Raw genomic sequence first — 15,684 nt, 5'->3', positions numbered from 1 at the left:
GCTGTTAACTATTCACTATTAACTGTTCACTACCTCAAACGTGACGAAAAACAACGACCTCTCCCAACAAGCCCAATCCCTCCGCGACCAGCTCAATGACTGGTCATACCGCTACTATGTTCTTGATGATCCTGCTGTTCCCGATGCGGAATACGACCGCCTTTACCGGGAACTGAAGGCACTGGAAGAAGCGTATCCGGAGCTGGTAACGGCGGATTCGCCGACCCAGCGGGTGGGGGATGTGCCTTTGGATGCGTTTGATCAGGTGCAGCATGAAGTGCCCATGCTCAGCCTGGACAACGTATTCGAAGATGATGAGCTGCGTGCGTTTGATAAGCGTATTCATGAACGCCTGGATGTGTCGGGCGATATCGCTTACGTGGCCGAGCCCAAACTCGATGGCCTCGCCATTTCCCTGCTTTACGAAAACGGTGAGCTGGTGCGTGCTGCCACTCGTGGTGATGGCCAGACCGGCGAGAATATCACCAGCAATGCGCGCACTATCCGTTCGGTGCCGCTTACCCTGAGAGGCGATACGATCCCGGCTCGTCTGGAAGTCCGCGGCGAAGTGGTGATGCCTCATGCCGGTTTTGCCAAATTGAATGAGCGCCAGGAAACGGCGGGACAGAAAGCTTTCGCCAATCCCCGAAATGCGGCGGCAGGTAGCCTTCGTCAGCTGGATTCCCGCATTACCGCAGAGCGCCCGCTGGAATTCTATGCCTACTCCATGGCACAACTGGAGGGCGTGGACGAACCGGCGACGCATTCGGGCATGCTGGAAATGCTGCGTGAGTGGGGCCTTCGGGTGAATCCGGAGGTGCGCGTTTGCCAGGGCGTGGACGACCTGCTGACGTTTTATCACGGCATCCTCGACAAGCGTGATGCGCTGGATTACGACATTGATGGCGTGGTCTACAAGGTGGACCGTTTTGACTGGCAGCGGGATCTGGGCTTTGTCAGCCGTGCCCCGCGCTGGGCCACGGCTCACAAGTTTCCGGCCCAGGAAGAGCTCACTGTACTTAACGGTGTGGACTGGCAGGTGGGCCGTACCGGGGCGCTGACGCCGGTGGCTCGCCTCGAGCCCGTTTCCGTGGGCGGGGTGACGGTCAGCAACGCGACCTTGCACAACATTGACGAAATCCAGCGTCTTGATATTCGCGTGGGCGATACCGTGGTGGTGTACCGCGCCGGGGATGTGATTCCCAAGGTGGTACGGGCCATTCCCGAGCGCCGCCCTGACAATACCGAAACGATTTCCCTGCCGTCTCACTGTCCCGTGTGTGGCAGCGACATTCTCCGTGGTGACGGGGAAGTGGTGGCCCGCTGTACCGGTGGCCTGATCTGTGGCGCCCAGCAGCGCGAAGCGATCAAGCACTTTGCCTCCCGGCGGGCCATGGATATCGATGGCCTGGGCGACAAGCTGGTGGATGCGCTGGTGGATCAGGAACTGATTGCCACCATCGCCGACCTCTACCGTTTGAAAGCGGAGCAGGTGGCGGGCCTGGAGCGTATGGGCGAGAAGTCGGCGGATAATCTGATTGCCGCGCTGGAAGCCTCGAAAAAGGTCTCCCTTGGCCGATTCCTCTTTGCGTTGGGCATCCTGCAGATTGGTGAAGAGACGGCCAAGAATCTGGCGGATTGTTTTGGCGATCTGGAAACGATTCGCCGTGCCCCCCCCATGTTGTTGCTGGCGGTGCCGGACGTGGGTATGGAGGTGGCCAAGGCCATCGGCGCATTTTTTGCCGAAGCGGATAACGAGACGGTGATTGACGGTTTGCTGACGGAAGGGGTGTCGCCCCAGTCCAGTGGCGAGCCCTCTGCGGCATTTGCAGGTACCCTGACTCTGGCGCATCTGCTCAAGTCGGCCAAGCGTCTGGGCATGGACCTGGAAGGCATTGGCGACAAGTCCCTGGAGACGCTGGCGAGTCATTACAAGACCGTGGCGGCACTGGTCGCCGGTGCCGCCGAAGGGGCCGGAGCGGAACCCAAGGGGGTACGTTCCGGTGTGATGCTGCAGTTGCGCAAGGCGCTGGCTGAGAATGGCTGGCAGGCGCAGCTGGAGCAGGCCGAGGCCATGGCTGCGGACCTGCAGGCTCGCGCTCCGGCACAGACCGAGAGCAAGCCACTGGAAGGCCAAACCTGGGTACTGACCGGCACATTGGAGCAGTTCACCCGGGATCAGGCCAAGAAGGCGCTGCAGCAACTGGGAGCCAAGGTGGCCGGGTCGGTGTCAAAGAACACCGCCATGGTCGCGGCCGGTGCGGCTGCCGGTTCCAAGCTTGCCAAGGCGGAGTCCCTCGGGGTTGAGGTTTGTGATGAGGCCGCGCTGGTGTCGTTGTTTGAAGAACACGGTATTGATCCGGGAGCGTTATGAACATCCGACTGACATTGTTGTTGCTGGCAGGGATACTGAGTGGTTGTGCGGGTACACCCACCAATACCGACAATGTCTGCTCGGTCTTCGATCAACGGGGCGGCTGGTTCAATAACTGGTACAAGTACGCCAAGAATACCGAGAAGGAATACGGGGTGCCGGTGCCGGTGCTGATGGCCACCATCTACAAGGAATCCGGCTTCAACGCCAAAGCCCGCCCCCCGCGCACCAAACTGTTGGGGTTTATCCCCTGGAAGCGTCCCTCCAGCGCCTATGGCTATCCCCAGGCATTGGATGGTACCTGGGACTGGTACAAGGAAGAGACAGGCCGACGCGGCGCCGACCGGGATGACTTCAAGGATGCGGTGCAGTTTGTGGGCTGGTATCACTATCAGAGCTACAAGAAGAATGGTGTGGCCCGCAACGATACCTACAGCCTTTATCTCAATTATTACGCCGGCCATGGCGGCTACGCCCGCGGCACCTGGAAGAACAACAAGTGGATGAAGGGCGCCGCCCAGCGCACCGCCCAGATGGCCAACCGGTATCAAGAGCAAATGCGCGGTTGTGGCAGGGGCTAGCCCCCAAGAGCTGCTACGCAGCTGCTGTAGGAGCGTGCCTGCACGCGATCCGAGCCTAAGCGAGGTAAGGATTCCAGAAACGCCTTTTGTACCGACTGCACAGGCTCCACTTGAGGCGCGAACCTGCGGTGATTGTGGCCCCCACCTGGGTGACTTTGAATCTCCTGAGATGCCATCGCACTATGATATGTGCGTGTCCTCACCGGACGGGCCCAAAGGGGGAACTGGCTCCCCCTCTGGACTCCCTGCCACCCCGACTCCGTTCGGCCTGCTGCGCAGGCACACTCCGGTACTCGCCCTGTGACGGACGCAAAAAAGACTCGCTCCGCTCAGACAGGTTTTTTGCTCTACGCCGTCACAGGGCTCCGTTCCTCGACTCACTCTAACGGGGAAGATGCCGCGCTGATGGCATTGGTTCATTTTCATGGCTGAGCGCTTGAAGCGAGCAGGGATATGCATGTCCTCATCCTCAATTAGCCGTTGCGGCAGGGGCTAAGGGTTAGCTAAGAGCTACGCTCGAATCGATAGAAAACCCTGGAAAAGTTCCGGATTATCCGCATTTCTACGAAGCTACTGTAGGAGCGGTCGTTCGACCGCGATCCGAGGCTAAGCGAGGTAAGGATTCCAGAAACGCCTTTTGTACCGACTGCACAGGCACCACTTGAGGTGCGAACCGAGCGACAGCGAGGAACGGGGGTCACGCTGGCACCCGGGCTCTCTGCAGAGCGAGCACCACACCCACGACCAATTAAAACCCTCCCTTCGGTCGCCTCGCTGCGCTCGGTTCGCCCCCTGGAAGGGAGCTCCTACAGCTCGGATCGGACGTGGTTGCGGGCGGGGGCTGTGGGAGCGCTCTGTGCTCGTCAGGGTATGCCTGCAAGCGATCCGGTCCCTGGCGAGGTGAAGGAGAGGTTTTTGCCAAACAAACCGGTGAACCACGACGATAAAATTGGTAGGTTAGGCACATTCATTATCGCGTTGTCTTTTGCAACTTGAATCTTGCCGCTGCAGTTAAGGTGTTTTTTGGATAACGAATCCATCGTTTACGGCTGTATCAAGCATTTGCCTTTTGGCTCTATCCAGGAGCGCAAGGCCAGCTGTTTTCACAATCGCAAAGCTATCCGCCAGCTTCCCCAGGCAGATGAGTGGCCTTTCCTGTGCCGGGAAATGTTTTCCGTGCCCGGCGACGACCTCATGGGAGGCACCTTCCAGACCCAGGTGATCCACTTTGGCATGTCCTACCGGGCGGTGGAATACGAATGGGAGCACTGGGTGGCGAAGTTCGAATCCCTGCTCAAGAACATGTACTGGGTGAACGCGGTGGTGCACCTGGAAACCGAACTCTCCGGCTTCCATACCTTCGTCTGGGACAGCGCCGACGTCTGTCACGAGCCGTCGGACATGCCGCTCAGGGTGCGGTGTGAGTGGGCCAGGGAAGGGGCGATTTCGTAGCAATTAATAGTTAATAATGAATAATTAATAACGTCGCGAGACGGCTTTTCATGTTTTGAAACGCATGAGGCCGCGCCCAGACTCTGGGCGCGGCCTCACTGCTTTAAGATCAAGCCAAACGCTGCTCGCGCAGCTATTAATTATTCATTATTAACTATTAATTGCCTCACCTGCCTGCTCCTTCCCCATCACCGACACGCTCTCGGTGACCTCATCGAACACCACAAAGGCGTCGCCTTGCTTCAGTTGTTGACGTACCTGTTCCACCTTGGTGCTGGTGGCGATTTCGTGGTCGCCGTAGTCGGTGCCGTCACGGGTGACGAATTCCTCGATGAGGTTGTTGAGGGTGTCGGCGGGGATGTCTTTCCAGGGAACGATGAGCGGCATAGAGATCAGTTAATAGTTAACAGTGAAAAACGGTGCGCGAACAGGCGATGGTGCTGTCCGGCTGGGCAAGTTAAAAGTTGAAAGTTGAAAGTTCAAAAGCGCGCCAGGAGTGCCTGGATTCTGAACCTCCGTGCCCGCGCCATTACCGGCAACCGCGGGTACGGCCTTTCAGAACCGATGGCTGACTTCGCGTTTCAACTTTGAACTTTAAACTTTCAACTAAATCACCAACAACTGCACCCCGGCACCCAGAATTACGATCCAGCTGGTGACGATACCGAGCTGGCGGGGGAGGTTGGCGGTGGGTTTGGGGAACAGCATGCCGTAGCCGTAGAGGGCTCGGCCACCGACCAGCAGGATGCCGTAGACGTGCAGCGCGGTGCTGCCACCGCCGTTGAGTTCCAGCAGGGCCATCAGGATCAGGGCCAGGGGCACGTATTCCACGGTGTTGCCGTGGGCGCGGATGGCGCGGTTGACGTCCTTGTGACCGCCGTCACCCAGGGAAACCTGTTTGCCGAGGCGATAGCGCACCACATTGGCGGCCAGGGCGATGACGAGGAAGCCGCTGAGCGCGGCGTAGAGGGCGGTAATCGGCAAGCTCACAATATTCATGGTTTCCACTCGGGTTGTTTTCGTCGTTTGCGGACAATAAACCGTGCGGGGGCAAGGGCGTCAACCAGTTGTTGGTCAACGGGCAACGGGACCCCACAAATCTGGTCGGCGATCAGGTCCGCACACAGGGGGGTGCCGGTGATGCCGCGGCTGCCATGGGCCAGATTCAGATACAGGCCCTGAGCCAGGCGATGGGGGTTGTCGCTGGCCACTGGCAGAGGGCCGCACAGGGGCAGGAAGTCGATGCTCTGGCAGCGGAATGCTACCCGCCGGTCGGCGATGTGAATCTGCTCACCGCCCAGGGCCTGCCAGTGCCGGGGCAGGTAGCGCTGCAACTGCGCCAGATTGTCCGTGTCGTCGTTGTCACTGGGGGTCGGGTCATGGTTGTGCAGATTGAACGTGGCCCCTACACAATGCAGGCCGTTGATGGCTGGCGTCAGGTAGCCGCCGTGGCATCGGGCCTGTTGCCATTCCCGGGAGGCGTCCGTGGCGGTGCAGTAACTGACCTGTCCACGAATATGCTTGAGCGGTAGCCAGCTCAGCCCTGGCAACCGCGCAGTGGCGCCGGCAGTACACAGCACAATGGTATCGGCATGAAGCTGGCTGCCGTCGGCGAGATCCGCATGGGCAGGCGTGCCCTCATGGAGGGCGGTCACGGTGGCGCGTTTCAGGCAGATGTGCGGATGATCAAGCAGGTGCTGACACCAGGCTGCCGGTTGCAGATAGCCGCCGCCCACCAGTTCGACGGCCTCATCGCCGGCGGGGCGCAACAGTTCCGCTGGCCAGGCGCCACTGTCCATGGCCTGGGTGAGCTTGTCCTTCTGCTTGTGGTCTACAAAGTGCTGGATCACCCCATTCAGCTGTCCGTTGTTGGGTGAGAGAGGGAACTGGTGCTGTGCCAGCCAGCGCAGGGCATGACTATAGCTTTGCTGATAGAAGCGGTTCTGGGGGGTTAGGTGGGCGCTGGGGGTGCTGTACACCACGCCGGCCAGGTTCCCGGAAGCGTGGCTGGCAATGCCATCCGGGTCGGTGACGGTGACCTGACAGCCCCGTTCCGCCAGTGCCCGTGCGGTGGTGGCGCCGGCCAGCCCTGCGCCCACCACCAGCACGTGTGGTCTTGCCTGTTGTCTGGCCGGCGTCTTGTCCGCGACTCGCCCGGTGAGCATGTGGCGCTTGTGACCAAACCCCTTGCGTTTCTCCATGCTGAAGCCGGCCTCCTGGAGACCGCGACGCACAAAACCCGCCGCAGTGAACGTGGCCAGGGTGGTGCCGGGGCGGCTCAGCCGTGCCAGCTCGGCGAACAGGGTGGGCTGCCACATGTCCGGGTTACAGGCGGGAGCAAAGCCATCCAGAAACCAGGCGTCCACTGGGTGGTTAAACAGAGGCCAGAGTTGGTCCGCGTCGCCATACAGCAGGGTCAGGCTGATGGCAGGGTGTAGCTGCAGGCGATGCTGGCCGGGTGTGGGCGGCGGGTAGTGGGCCAGCAGGCGCTCGGCCAGGGGCGCCAGTGATGGCCAGTGTGAAAGCGCGGTTTGCAGGTCGTTGCGGTTGAGCGGGTGTTTTTCCACCGACACCAGATGCAGTCTGGCGCCTGCTGGCGCTACCTCGAGAAACTGCTGGGCGGCCAGCAGGCAGTTCAGGCCTGTGCCAAACCCGGTCTCGCCAATGACAAAGTACTGGTCCGCCTGCATGTCCCGGAAGCGCTCGGCCAGGCGATTGCCCTCGAGAAACACATAGCGGCTTTCCGCCATGCCATCCTGCCGGGAGAAATAGGGATCGTTGTAGTCGCTGGCAACCGGGACGTTGTCCTGCCAATCGATGTTGGCGGGTTGGATGGGGGGGAAGGTGGGGAGAGACATGAGCTACTAGCTTCGAGTTGTGAGCTATGAGGGACAAGCTACAAGCCTCAAGCTGCAACGCGGTTTCGGGGGCGTCGTATCAGGGATGCCTGAGCCGCGACGAAAGGTGAGGGGCTGTCCTGTTCAAGGGATGGAATATACAGGTCGGGGGCTTTGGCTGCGAGGGACAAGCGACGAGCTACGCTCGATTGGATTAGGAAAGGCCAAAACTTCCCGGAGGTGGGTGGTTTCTTTAGCTGCCCGATTCGCCCAGGCAAGCTGGGCTCCTACAGTTATAGTCTGCTCTGTAGGAGCTCAGCTTGCCTGAGCGAACCGAGCGACAGCGAGGAACGGCGGTCACGCTGGCACCCTGGCTCTCTGAAGAACGAGCACCACAACCACGACTAATTAAAACCCTCCCTTCGGTCGTCTCGCTGTCGCTCGGTTCGCACCTCACTGAGCGAAGCGAAGGAACGTCTTTCAAGGCGGCCCCGAAGGGGTAAGCGTAGAAAGAACCGGTGCTCCTACAGCATGGATCTGACGTTGTTGCGGACCCGCCGTTGTAGGAGCTTGCCTGCAAGCGATCCGAGCCCAGGCGAGGTAAGGATTCCAGAGGCGCTTGGGATGCTTGGCGTGTATGGCCAAGCGTGCGCTAAGGAGCTGTCATTGGCGTTAATTCGCGTGCAAGCACGCTCCCGCTGTACCTCCTTGTGAGTGTGAGCCGCTTGCAGCTTGCTGCTACTCCTGTGCCGCCTTGAATTCGGCCAGGCTACGCTTGGCTTGTTGTAGCAGCCAGCGCGCGTTCTGCTGATAGCTGGCGTTGCTGATGCGGATAAAGGCCCCGTCGACCAGGGTGATCAGCAAGGACTGGTTCTGGATCGGGCGGTTGGGTTCGATCCAGCGCATCTGGGCCTGGGCGGCCGGTTGGCCTTCCAGGTCCAGCAGGGTTTCGCTGAGAATGGACAGGGCGTTGGCGGGGTTGCTCAGGGCTTTCTGCACTCGACGTTGTCGCGCTTCGCTGTAATAGCTGGCAACGGCCCGCTGCGGGTCCATGGTGTTCCAGCCTGCAGGCAGGTTGGTGAGGATGACCTGCAGGCTTTCCTTGCGGGATTCGTCCACGTATCGGAAGGTGCGGGCAGTGGGGGAGCTGATCTCACCATCCTGTTTGAGCCCGGCCAGCGTTGACGGGATCTGGAAGCGGGAAAGATCACTGTGGTTGCCGGGCAGGGAATGGGCTGTGGCACTGCCCGCGTCCTGTTCTGCGTTGAGGGCGGGCAGCTTTCTGGCCAGAACGGCAGAATCCCCATTCTGGTCCTTTTGTTGGGCACTTTGGCAGCCTGCTAGCGTCAAAACGATTGTAATCAGCAATAAATAGCAAACTTTTACAGTGTTGGGGCGTCGACTGTTGCAAGGTATTGTTGTCATCTGGAATGCAGTGTCGTGGTGTATCAACGGATTGTCCGGTAGTTAAGCGTAGCCCTTTTCGGGATTGGCCGATGGAAAGACCATCACAGAATGGATTGCACACGGGAACCGCGATGGCCATGTTGTTTGCCATTGTCACGGTCCCGTTTCTGGTCGCCATGGTGCTTATCGTTCAGCACCGCCTGCAGATTCTTGACGCCAACGCGAGCATGCGCAAGGACCTTGCGCTCTATGATGCCGGGTTGGAAGCCATGCGTCCCCTGCAGGACATGCGCGATTTTGCCCCCGTGGCCATTCACACCCAGGACCCGGAGATCCTGTCCCGCTTCGAACTCAGCCGTGCTCGCACGGCCAGCCGCCTGAACCGCTTTCTTGACGCGCTGCGCGATCGCAATCTGCCTGCCTTGAACGACCAGGCCGGGCTGATCAGTGAAAGCTGGGCGGGGCTAACGGTCAAGACCGGTATTCCCATCGAAGATGTGTCGGGCCCTTTCGATAACGTGAATCGAGTGACAGACCGAGTGGCCAGCACCCTGTCCACCATTCTTTACATCTCTGATATGGCTATCGGTCCGGGGCTGCAGCCCAATGAGGTGTTGTCCCTGCCGATCAGTTCGTTTCGCCATTGTGAGGAGAATATCGGCCTCATCCGGGCGCTGGCTCTGTATGTCAGCCTGCGCGGTGGTTACCTGGGCGATAACGATGCCCGCCGTCTGGAAAGTGCCTGGCAGGAATTGCAGCGGGAGCTGGCGGTGATCGATGGAGAAATCAAGGCGCTGGCGGCACGTACCGGGGCGGTGCAGTTACAGCAGCAGTGGCGGTTGGTCCGTCAGGAGTTACAAAGTTTTCTCGCCTGGACGGAAACCGAATTGATTCTGGCGCCCCAGGTGACCATTACCTGGGAGCAGGCCTACGACCGCAGCCGCCACGCCATGCAGTCGCTGGACGGGATTTCCGACATGTTGGTGGAGTTGGCCAGCCGGCTGCTGACGACCTCACGGGAGAACCGGGTCCATGAAACCGTGCTGCTGGTGGCAGGGGTGATTATCGGCTATCTGCTGGTATTGGGGTTGGGCATGATGGTCTACCGCAACAACTCCCGCGCTATCAGTGCCCGGGCGGAAAGCCAGGCCAAGGATCTGTTTCTGGCGCGCATGAGCCATGAGATTCGCACTCCGCTGAACGGGGTGATCGGCCTGGCTGAATTACTGCGGGAAACTGACCCCTCACCCCGCCAGCGGGAATACATCACCCTGATTGACAGTGCCGGCCGTACCCTCAGTGCGCTGATCAATGATGTACTGGATTTTGCCAAGATTGAGGCGGGCAAGCTGGACCTGGTGCTGGAGCCTTTTGATTTGCCTGGCGTGTTGGTGGAGTGCGCACAGATGTTCCAGCTCTCGGCCAGTGATAATGATGTGCTGGTGTTGCTGGATGTGGATTCTGGGACCCCGTCCACCGTGGTGGGTGATGAAGTCCGGTTGCGGCAGGTGTTGATCAATCTGCTTGGTAACGCGGTGAAATTTACCCGCGGTGGCAGGGTGGTGCTGTCGTTGACCTGTCGTTACTCCCCGGGGCAGGACCCGTTGCTCACCTTTGCGGTGACGGACACGGGGATTGGTTTGAGTCAGGAGGAGCAATCGCGGTTGTTTCAGCGCTTTTCACAGGCATCCCCGGACACGTTTCGCCGTTTTGGTGGGTCCGGGCTGGGGCTGTCCATTAGCCATGAACTGGTGGCGATGATGGGGGGCGATATTCATGTGCACAGTGCACCAGGGCAGGGCGCCCGGTTCAGTTTCAGCCTGCAGATGCCCGTTGATGAGGTAGCTGTGCCCATGGCGGAGATGTCGGCACCGGCATCGTTGCTGTGGGACGTGCAAGGCAACCTGTCGGACTGGATAGCCGCGGACCCCCGTTTTCGCCATGTGCACTGCCTGGGCCGTTCGCCGGTGCTGGACCGTATACTCAGGGACCATGGACATCAATTGCTGATCAATGGCGTGCCGGATCCCCTGGCTCTGGCGGACCTGATGGCACGGCTGGATGCCCATGGCGCGCCAATGTCGGTCATCCTGATGATGGGAATGCGCAGTGAGGTGCCGGACTGGCTGCCAGAGGGCGTGCGCTTGCTGCGCCGGTCCGTGCTCACCGTCCATGAATTGCTGCACCTGTTCACCGGGGGCATACCGGTGGGCGGGGCCACTAGCCGGCAGGAGACGGTGAACTCCATGGACCAGCTGAACGTGCTGGTGGCCGAAGATAATCCCATCAACCAGCTGGTGACCCGCGGCTACCTTGAAAAGCTGGGCATAGAGCAGGTGGTGATGACCAACAACGGCAAACAGGCGCTGGACGTGTTCAGTGACGCCCGAGAGCCGTTTGATCTGGTGCTCATGGACCTGGATATGCCGGTGATGAACGGCTTTACCAGCGCAGCAGCCATGCGTGAGCTGGAGCAGGAAGAGGGGCGGCCAGCCTGTCTCATCCTGGCCCTGAGTGCCCATGCGGTGGACGAGCAGGCCGGCGCCATCCGCCGCGCAGGCATGGATGGGCAGATCATCAAGCCGTTGTCTCTGGCGGCCATGTCACGGGTGCTGTCCGAGTACCTGGGAATCAAGGCATCAGGTATTCAAGATAATCCTGCAGAGTAGCGGGCAGGACGGGGCTGCTGACCAGCAATGCCGCCAGTCCCGCTAAAATCCCTCCATCGGCCAGCCAGGCCAGATTCCTGCGCAGCAGATGCACGACCAGAGCCAGGCCTGCGAGCAAGGCTCCGCCATAGACGCAGCTTAGACTGACCAGCTGCAGGGCCCAGCGTATCTCCAAAGTGGCAATCAGCAGGCCTGTAATGACCATTATGCTGGCCAGCAGGGTGATCCCCATGCGTGGGCGGGCGTAGTGGGAAGGCATGTGGGTAATCAGAGATGCGTTCATGATAATAGCAGACATGGTGAGCGTTCCGGTTAGCCGGCTTCCCTGCCGGGGGTATGGTTAATTCGCCTGACAATGGTGTTGTGGGATACAGCAAGTAGCGTGCCTGTTTCTGTCATTTCGGGACAGGAGGCGGGGCTACCTGGGTTAAGTCCCCGTTTTTCCGCAGAAATCTACGCCCCCGGTATGGCAAAGTTATGAAACTGGCCCGAAAATCGCATTGCTTTATGTCATAAAAGATCAATCTTTTTGCATCATAGTGGTTACGTTGAGTAATTATTTGTTCGTATAATCGGCTCCCGTAACCGATATATTGGCTAACCATAAAGCAGAGGGAAGCGTCATGCGGATTCTTGCAGGTGCAGTGTTGCTGGCTTGTGCATCCATGTCACAGGCTCAATTGGATCAGTCCGTGGCAGGCCAGTTGTGCCTGGCGGCGGGTGAGGACAGTGCCTTTGGTGTGCTGGTGGATGGTTTCATCGAGCGGGATGAATTGGCCCTGTCCGGGGGTGAGGAACTGCTGTCTCTGCAATGTGGTCAGGATGATACGGTGCTGTCGCGGATGGTGTTGACCCACCAGGCCGAGAATCTGGAATATGCCGTGATTGATATGGGGTTGAGCCTGTCTGCGTCCCGTGTGGAACTGGATGGTGAGTCCATGGTGCTGTCAGATGCCATGAAGGCGCTGGCTGACCGTGGGGATGCCGAGACCCGTGAGTTTGTGGAGCGCTACCTGAGCGATCTGGCTGACGAAGACTTCAATCCGAACCTGCTGCTGACGCTGAAGTAAGCCTCAGCGCCAACCAAAACGCCCGGCTATGACCGGGCGTTTTGCGTTAAAGAGCGAGCTATGAGCTACGCTCGATTGGATAGAAAACCCCGGAAAAGTTCCCGGGTTTTCTGCATTTCTACGAAGCCGCTGTAGGAGCGAGCCTGCTCGCGATCCGAGCCTGAGCGAGGTAAGGATTCCAGAGCCCAGGATTGAACTGTAGGCGTTCTCTTCCAGGGGACGAACCGTGCGTAGCACGGAATCGACCTCAGGGCGATCAGGCATATCCGGGCTCGGCAGGGCCAAAAAGAATGACCTCCCTTCGGTCGCCTCGCTGCGCTCGGTTCGCCCCCTGGAAGGGAGCTCCTACAGCAACCCTCAGCGTTTGCGCGAGAAAGAAAGCCAATGCCATCAGCACGGCAGCTTCCCCGTTAGAGTGAGTCGAGGAACGGAGCCCTGTGACGGCGTAGAGCAAAAAACCTGTCTGAGCGGAGCGAGTCTTTCTTGCGTCCGTCACAGGGCGAGTACCGGAGTGTGCCCGCGGAGCGGGTCGAAGGGAGTCGGGGTAAGGGGGCGGAAGCGGGTGTTTGCAAAACATGTTTTGCCCGCTGGAGCGCCATTCCCATACCGGGGAATGGCCGGAACGCCAGAGGGGGAGCCTGTTCCCCCTTTGGGCCCGTCCGGCGAGGACAAGCACGTGTCATAGTGCGATGACATATCAGCAGATGCCAAGTCAGCCAGGTGGGCACCACAATCACCGCAGGTAGCACCACGAGAGGCGCTATTCGCTGCGCCCGTTTCTCTCTCGCGCCTCCCGCCGCTATAATCACGCCGCACTTTGCCAACCGGGGTCGTCATGTCTGACCAGCAGGACAACATCTACGCCACTGCGCACCAGCAGGTGGCACGCTTTTCGTTTGACGAGACGGTGGTGCAGGTCTTTCCCGATATGATTCGTCGTTCGGTGCCTGGCTATCCTTCCATCATCGATATGATCGGGGTGCTGGCGGCCCGTTATGCCCAACCCGATACCTGCCTTTACGATCTGGGCTGTTCTCTGGGCGCGGCTACGACTGCGATGGCGGCGCTGACTGAAGAACAGGGCAATTCGGTGATTGCGGTGGACAATTCCCCGGCCATGATCGAACAGGCCCGGGTGCTGCTGGATCATGCCGGCCTTTCAAATCGGGTGTCGCTGGTGGAAGGAGACGTGGCAGAGATGGTTTTTGAGCCCTGTTCCATGGCGGTGCTGAACTTTACCCTGCAGTTCATCGCGCCGGAGCGCCGCGATGATTTCATTGAGCGGCTGGCTGAGGCGACAGTGCCTGGCGGTATCCTGGTGCTGTCCGAAAAGATCCGTTTTGAAGACGAGGCGGAGGATGCCCTGCAGACCGAGCTGCATCATGCCTTCAAGCGCAACAATGGCTATTCCGACCTGGAGATCAGCCAGAAGCGTACCGCGTTGGAGAATGTGTTGATTCCCGAAACGCTGGCCGCCCATGAGGCACGCCTTCGCAAGGCCGGGTATCGCCATATCCACGTGTGGTTCCGCTGTTTCAATTTCATGTCGTTGCTGGCGGTGCGTTGAGCCACGCTCGTTTCAGCGGCTTCAGCAAGAGCAAAGTAATGAATCTGACTACCTATCTGCAGGACTGTCAGGCCGCGTTGGCCGACAACGTTGCCGACGAATCGCTGGCGTTCATGATGTCCCTGACCCGGGAGCGCCTGCTGGATCGTCCCCATGGTGACTTGCCTCGCTGGCTGGCTGCGCTCGAGGCGTTACCTGCCGGGCCAGCGGACTGTGATCTGGGCGCTGAAGCGCTGCGTATCGGGCAGACAGGGGAGCAGGCACCGCAGGCGGTCAGGGCAGCTCTGGAAGGACTCATCCCCTGGCGAAAGGGGCCCTTCGAGTTCTTCGGGGTATCGGTGGATACCGAGTGGCGATCGGACTGGAAATGGCAACGGGTGGCGCCGCACCTTTCGCCGCTGTCCGGTCGCCGGGTTCTGGATGTGGGCTGCGGTAGCGGCTATCACTGCTGGCGCATGGCGGCGGCAGGGGCGCGGCAGGTGGTGGGCATTGACCCCACGATCCTGTTCCTGGTGCAGTACCTTGCGGTAAAGCGGTTCGCCCCCGATATGCCGGTGTGGTTCCTGCCGTTGCGCATGGAGGAGTTGCCTGCAGGGCAGCAGAACTTTGATACGGTGTTGTCCATGGGCGTGCTGTATCACCGTCGCTCCCCCCTGGACCATATTCTGGAACTGAAGGGCGCGTTGGCCCAGGGCGGCGAGTTGGTGCTGGAGACCCTGGTGGTTGAAGGCGATGCGCGGACTGCGTTGATGCCGGAAGACCGTTATGCGGCCATGCGTAATGTGTTTTTCCTGCCCTCAGTGGCTATGCTGGAAATCTGGTTGCGTCGCTGCGGTTTCGTGGATATTCGCTGTGTGGATGAATCGACCACCACGGTGGAAGAGCAGCGAGCCACCGAATGGATGCGTTTCCAGTCCTTGCCGGATTTTCTTGACCCTGATGATCCCTCTCGCACCCGCGAGGGTTACCCGGCCCCCCGCCGGGCCGTGTTAGTGGCGCGAAAGCCTTGAATCCAGCCGGATGGACAGATTCAGCAGGTGGTCCACCAGCTTCAGGCGATCGCATTCGGCCAGCCGGGACAGGGCCGGCTTGAGTGAATCCAGCAGGGCCTGACCGCCTTTGTGTGTGGCCTGGGTGACCAGGTTGGCGACAAGGTCGTCAACCGGTTTGCCGGGTGCTGCCAGGGCCTGCTTGGCGGTCTTGCTCAGTAACAGCGGTTGCCCATTTATCTTTTCCTTCACTTGGCCTTTCACCTGGCCCTGCAATAGCGCCAGCGTGGTTTCGATCAGCGGCTGTGGATCAGGGTTTTCCAGACGCTCGCTGCCATGTAGTGCGATTCGCAGCGAGATCTCTACCTGAAATTCATCCAGCTGGGTTTCTGTGCCTGCAAGGCGTGCGAGTAGGCGTCGCGCCAGATCCTGGCCGCCGGACAGGGGGGTAGCCGGCAGCACCATCAGCAGGGTGTGGCTGTTCCCATGAGTGATCAGCAGATCTTCACAGCGTTTAAGGGCATGCAGTTGGCTGGCGAGTCGTCTGAACAGGGTGTCCATCCGGGACGCGCCAATGTCGGCACTCAGGTTCTCCCGGTCTGCCATTTCGATGGCAAGCAGGCTGACCGGGTGTTGGTGGCGATGGCATAGTGAAAAGACTTGATGAATCGCCAGCGGGGTGTGACTTTCTTTACGTTTTTTGGGTGTCACGGCAGTCATTGGCATCTGTATCCAGAG

Annotated in this window: 13 protein-coding genes; 7 read left to right on the top strand and 6 right to left on the bottom strand. The window is 59.8% G+C overall.

Going from position 1 to position 15,684, the window contains the following annotated elements; genetic code table 11:
- The first annotated feature begins 40 nt into the window (after positions 1-40).
- The 3 genes from ligA to HF945_RS09640 all read left to right on the top strand — a co-directional run bounded on the left by ligA (position 41) and on the right by HF945_RS09640 (position 4,407).
- On the top strand, positions 41-2,374 hold the full coding sequence (ligA, locus tag HF945_RS09650) for an NAD-dependent DNA ligase LigA (protein ID WP_290522403.1): 2,334 nt from the start codon (positions 41-43) through the stop codon (positions 2,372-2,374).
- Positions 2,371-2,955, top strand: a complete 585-nt coding sequence (locus HF945_RS09645) for a transglycosylase SLT domain-containing protein (protein WP_290522402.1) — start codon at positions 2,371-2,373, stop codon at positions 2,953-2,955. Before ligA ends, HF945_RS09645 begins: the two co-directional genes overlap by 4 nt.
- A 1,023-nt stretch (positions 2,956-3,978) precedes the next feature.
- Positions 3,979-4,407: a hypothetical protein gene (locus tag HF945_RS09640; RefSeq protein ID WP_290522401.1), complete on the top strand. Its 429-nt coding sequence runs from the start codon at positions 3,979-3,981 to the stop codon at positions 4,405-4,407.
- 150 nt (positions 4,408-4,557) lie between these two features.
- Here the strand turns inward: HF945_RS09640 and HF945_RS09635 are convergent, their stop codons facing one another.
- The 4 genes from HF945_RS09635 to HF945_RS09620 all read right to left on the bottom strand — a co-directional run bounded on the left by HF945_RS09635 (position 4,558) and on the right by HF945_RS09620 (position 8,612).
- Positions 4,558-4,794: a YheU family protein gene (locus tag HF945_RS09635; RefSeq protein WP_290522400.1), complete on the bottom strand. Its 237-nt coding sequence runs from the start codon at positions 4,792-4,794 to the stop codon at positions 4,558-4,560.
- A gap of 219 nt (positions 4,795-5,013) precedes the next feature.
- Positions 5,014-5,406, bottom strand: coding sequence for an MAPEG family protein (locus HF945_RS09630; protein ID WP_290522399.1), 393 nt, complete (start codon positions 5,404-5,406; stop codon positions 5,014-5,016).
- Positions 5,403-7,265: a bifunctional tRNA (5-methylaminomethyl-2-thiouridine)(34)-methyltransferase MnmD/FAD-dependent 5-carboxymethylaminomethyl-2-thiouridine(34) oxidoreductase MnmC gene (mnmC, locus tag HF945_RS09625; protein WP_290522398.1), complete on the bottom strand. Its 1,863-nt coding sequence runs from the start codon at positions 7,263-7,265 to the stop codon at positions 5,403-5,405. The genes HF945_RS09630 and mnmC overlap by 4 nt, the downstream gene beginning before the upstream one ends.
- A gap of 717 nt (positions 7,266-7,982) precedes the next feature.
- Positions 7,983-8,612, bottom strand: coding sequence for a hypothetical protein (locus HF945_RS09620; protein WP_290522397.1), 630 nt, complete (start codon positions 8,610-8,612; stop codon positions 7,983-7,985).
- 170 nt (positions 8,613-8,782) lie between these two features.
- Between HF945_RS09620 and HF945_RS09615 the strand changes: the two genes are divergently transcribed.
- On the top strand, positions 8,783-11,320 hold the full coding sequence (locus HF945_RS09615) for an ATP-binding protein (protein WP_290522396.1): 2,538 nt from the start codon (positions 8,783-8,785) through the stop codon (positions 11,318-11,320).
- Here the strand turns inward: HF945_RS09615 and HF945_RS09610 are convergent.
- Positions 11,283-11,618, bottom strand: a complete 336-nt coding sequence (locus HF945_RS09610) for a hypothetical protein (RefSeq protein ID WP_290522395.1) — start codon at positions 11,616-11,618, stop codon at positions 11,283-11,285. The genes HF945_RS09615 and HF945_RS09610 overlap by 38 nt on opposite strands.
- A gap of 325 nt (positions 11,619-11,943) precedes the next feature.
- On the opposite strand from HF945_RS09610, the gene HF945_RS09605 reads away from it, so the two are divergent.
- From HF945_RS09605 to cmoB, 3 genes are all read left to right on the top strand, one after another.
- Positions 11,944-12,390 carry a hypothetical protein gene (locus tag HF945_RS09605; RefSeq protein WP_290522394.1) on the top strand — a complete coding sequence of 149 codons (447 nt, stop codon included), beginning with the start codon at positions 11,944-11,946 and terminating at the stop codon, positions 12,388-12,390.
- An 835-nt stretch (positions 12,391-13,225) separates the two neighbouring features.
- Positions 13,226-13,957, top strand: a complete 732-nt coding sequence (gene cmoA, locus HF945_RS09600; RefSeq protein ID WP_290522393.1) for a carboxy-S-adenosyl-L-methionine synthase CmoA — start codon at positions 13,226-13,228, stop codon at positions 13,955-13,957.
- Between the two features lie 38 nt (positions 13,958-13,995).
- A complete protein-coding gene (gene cmoB / locus HF945_RS09595) occupies positions 13,996-14,967 on the top strand; it encodes a tRNA 5-methoxyuridine(34)/uridine 5-oxyacetic acid(34) synthase CmoB (RefSeq protein ID WP_290522392.1) in 972 nt (323 codons plus the stop codon).
- Here the strand turns inward: cmoB and HF945_RS09590 are convergent.
- On the bottom strand, positions 14,947-15,666 hold the full coding sequence (locus HF945_RS09590; RefSeq protein ID WP_290522391.1) for a diguanylate cyclase: 720 nt from the start codon (positions 15,664-15,666) through the stop codon (positions 14,947-14,949). The two genes, cmoB and HF945_RS09590, sit on opposite strands and share 21 nt — an antisense overlap.
- Positions 15,667-15,684 lie beyond the last annotated feature (18 nt).

Origin of the sequence: Alcanivorax sp. (assembly GCF_017794965.1) — a bacterium.
Lineage (GTDB): Bacteria > Pseudomonadota > Gammaproteobacteria > Pseudomonadales > Alcanivoracaceae > Alcanivorax.
This window is presented reverse-complemented; position numbering and strand designations above follow the sequence as displayed.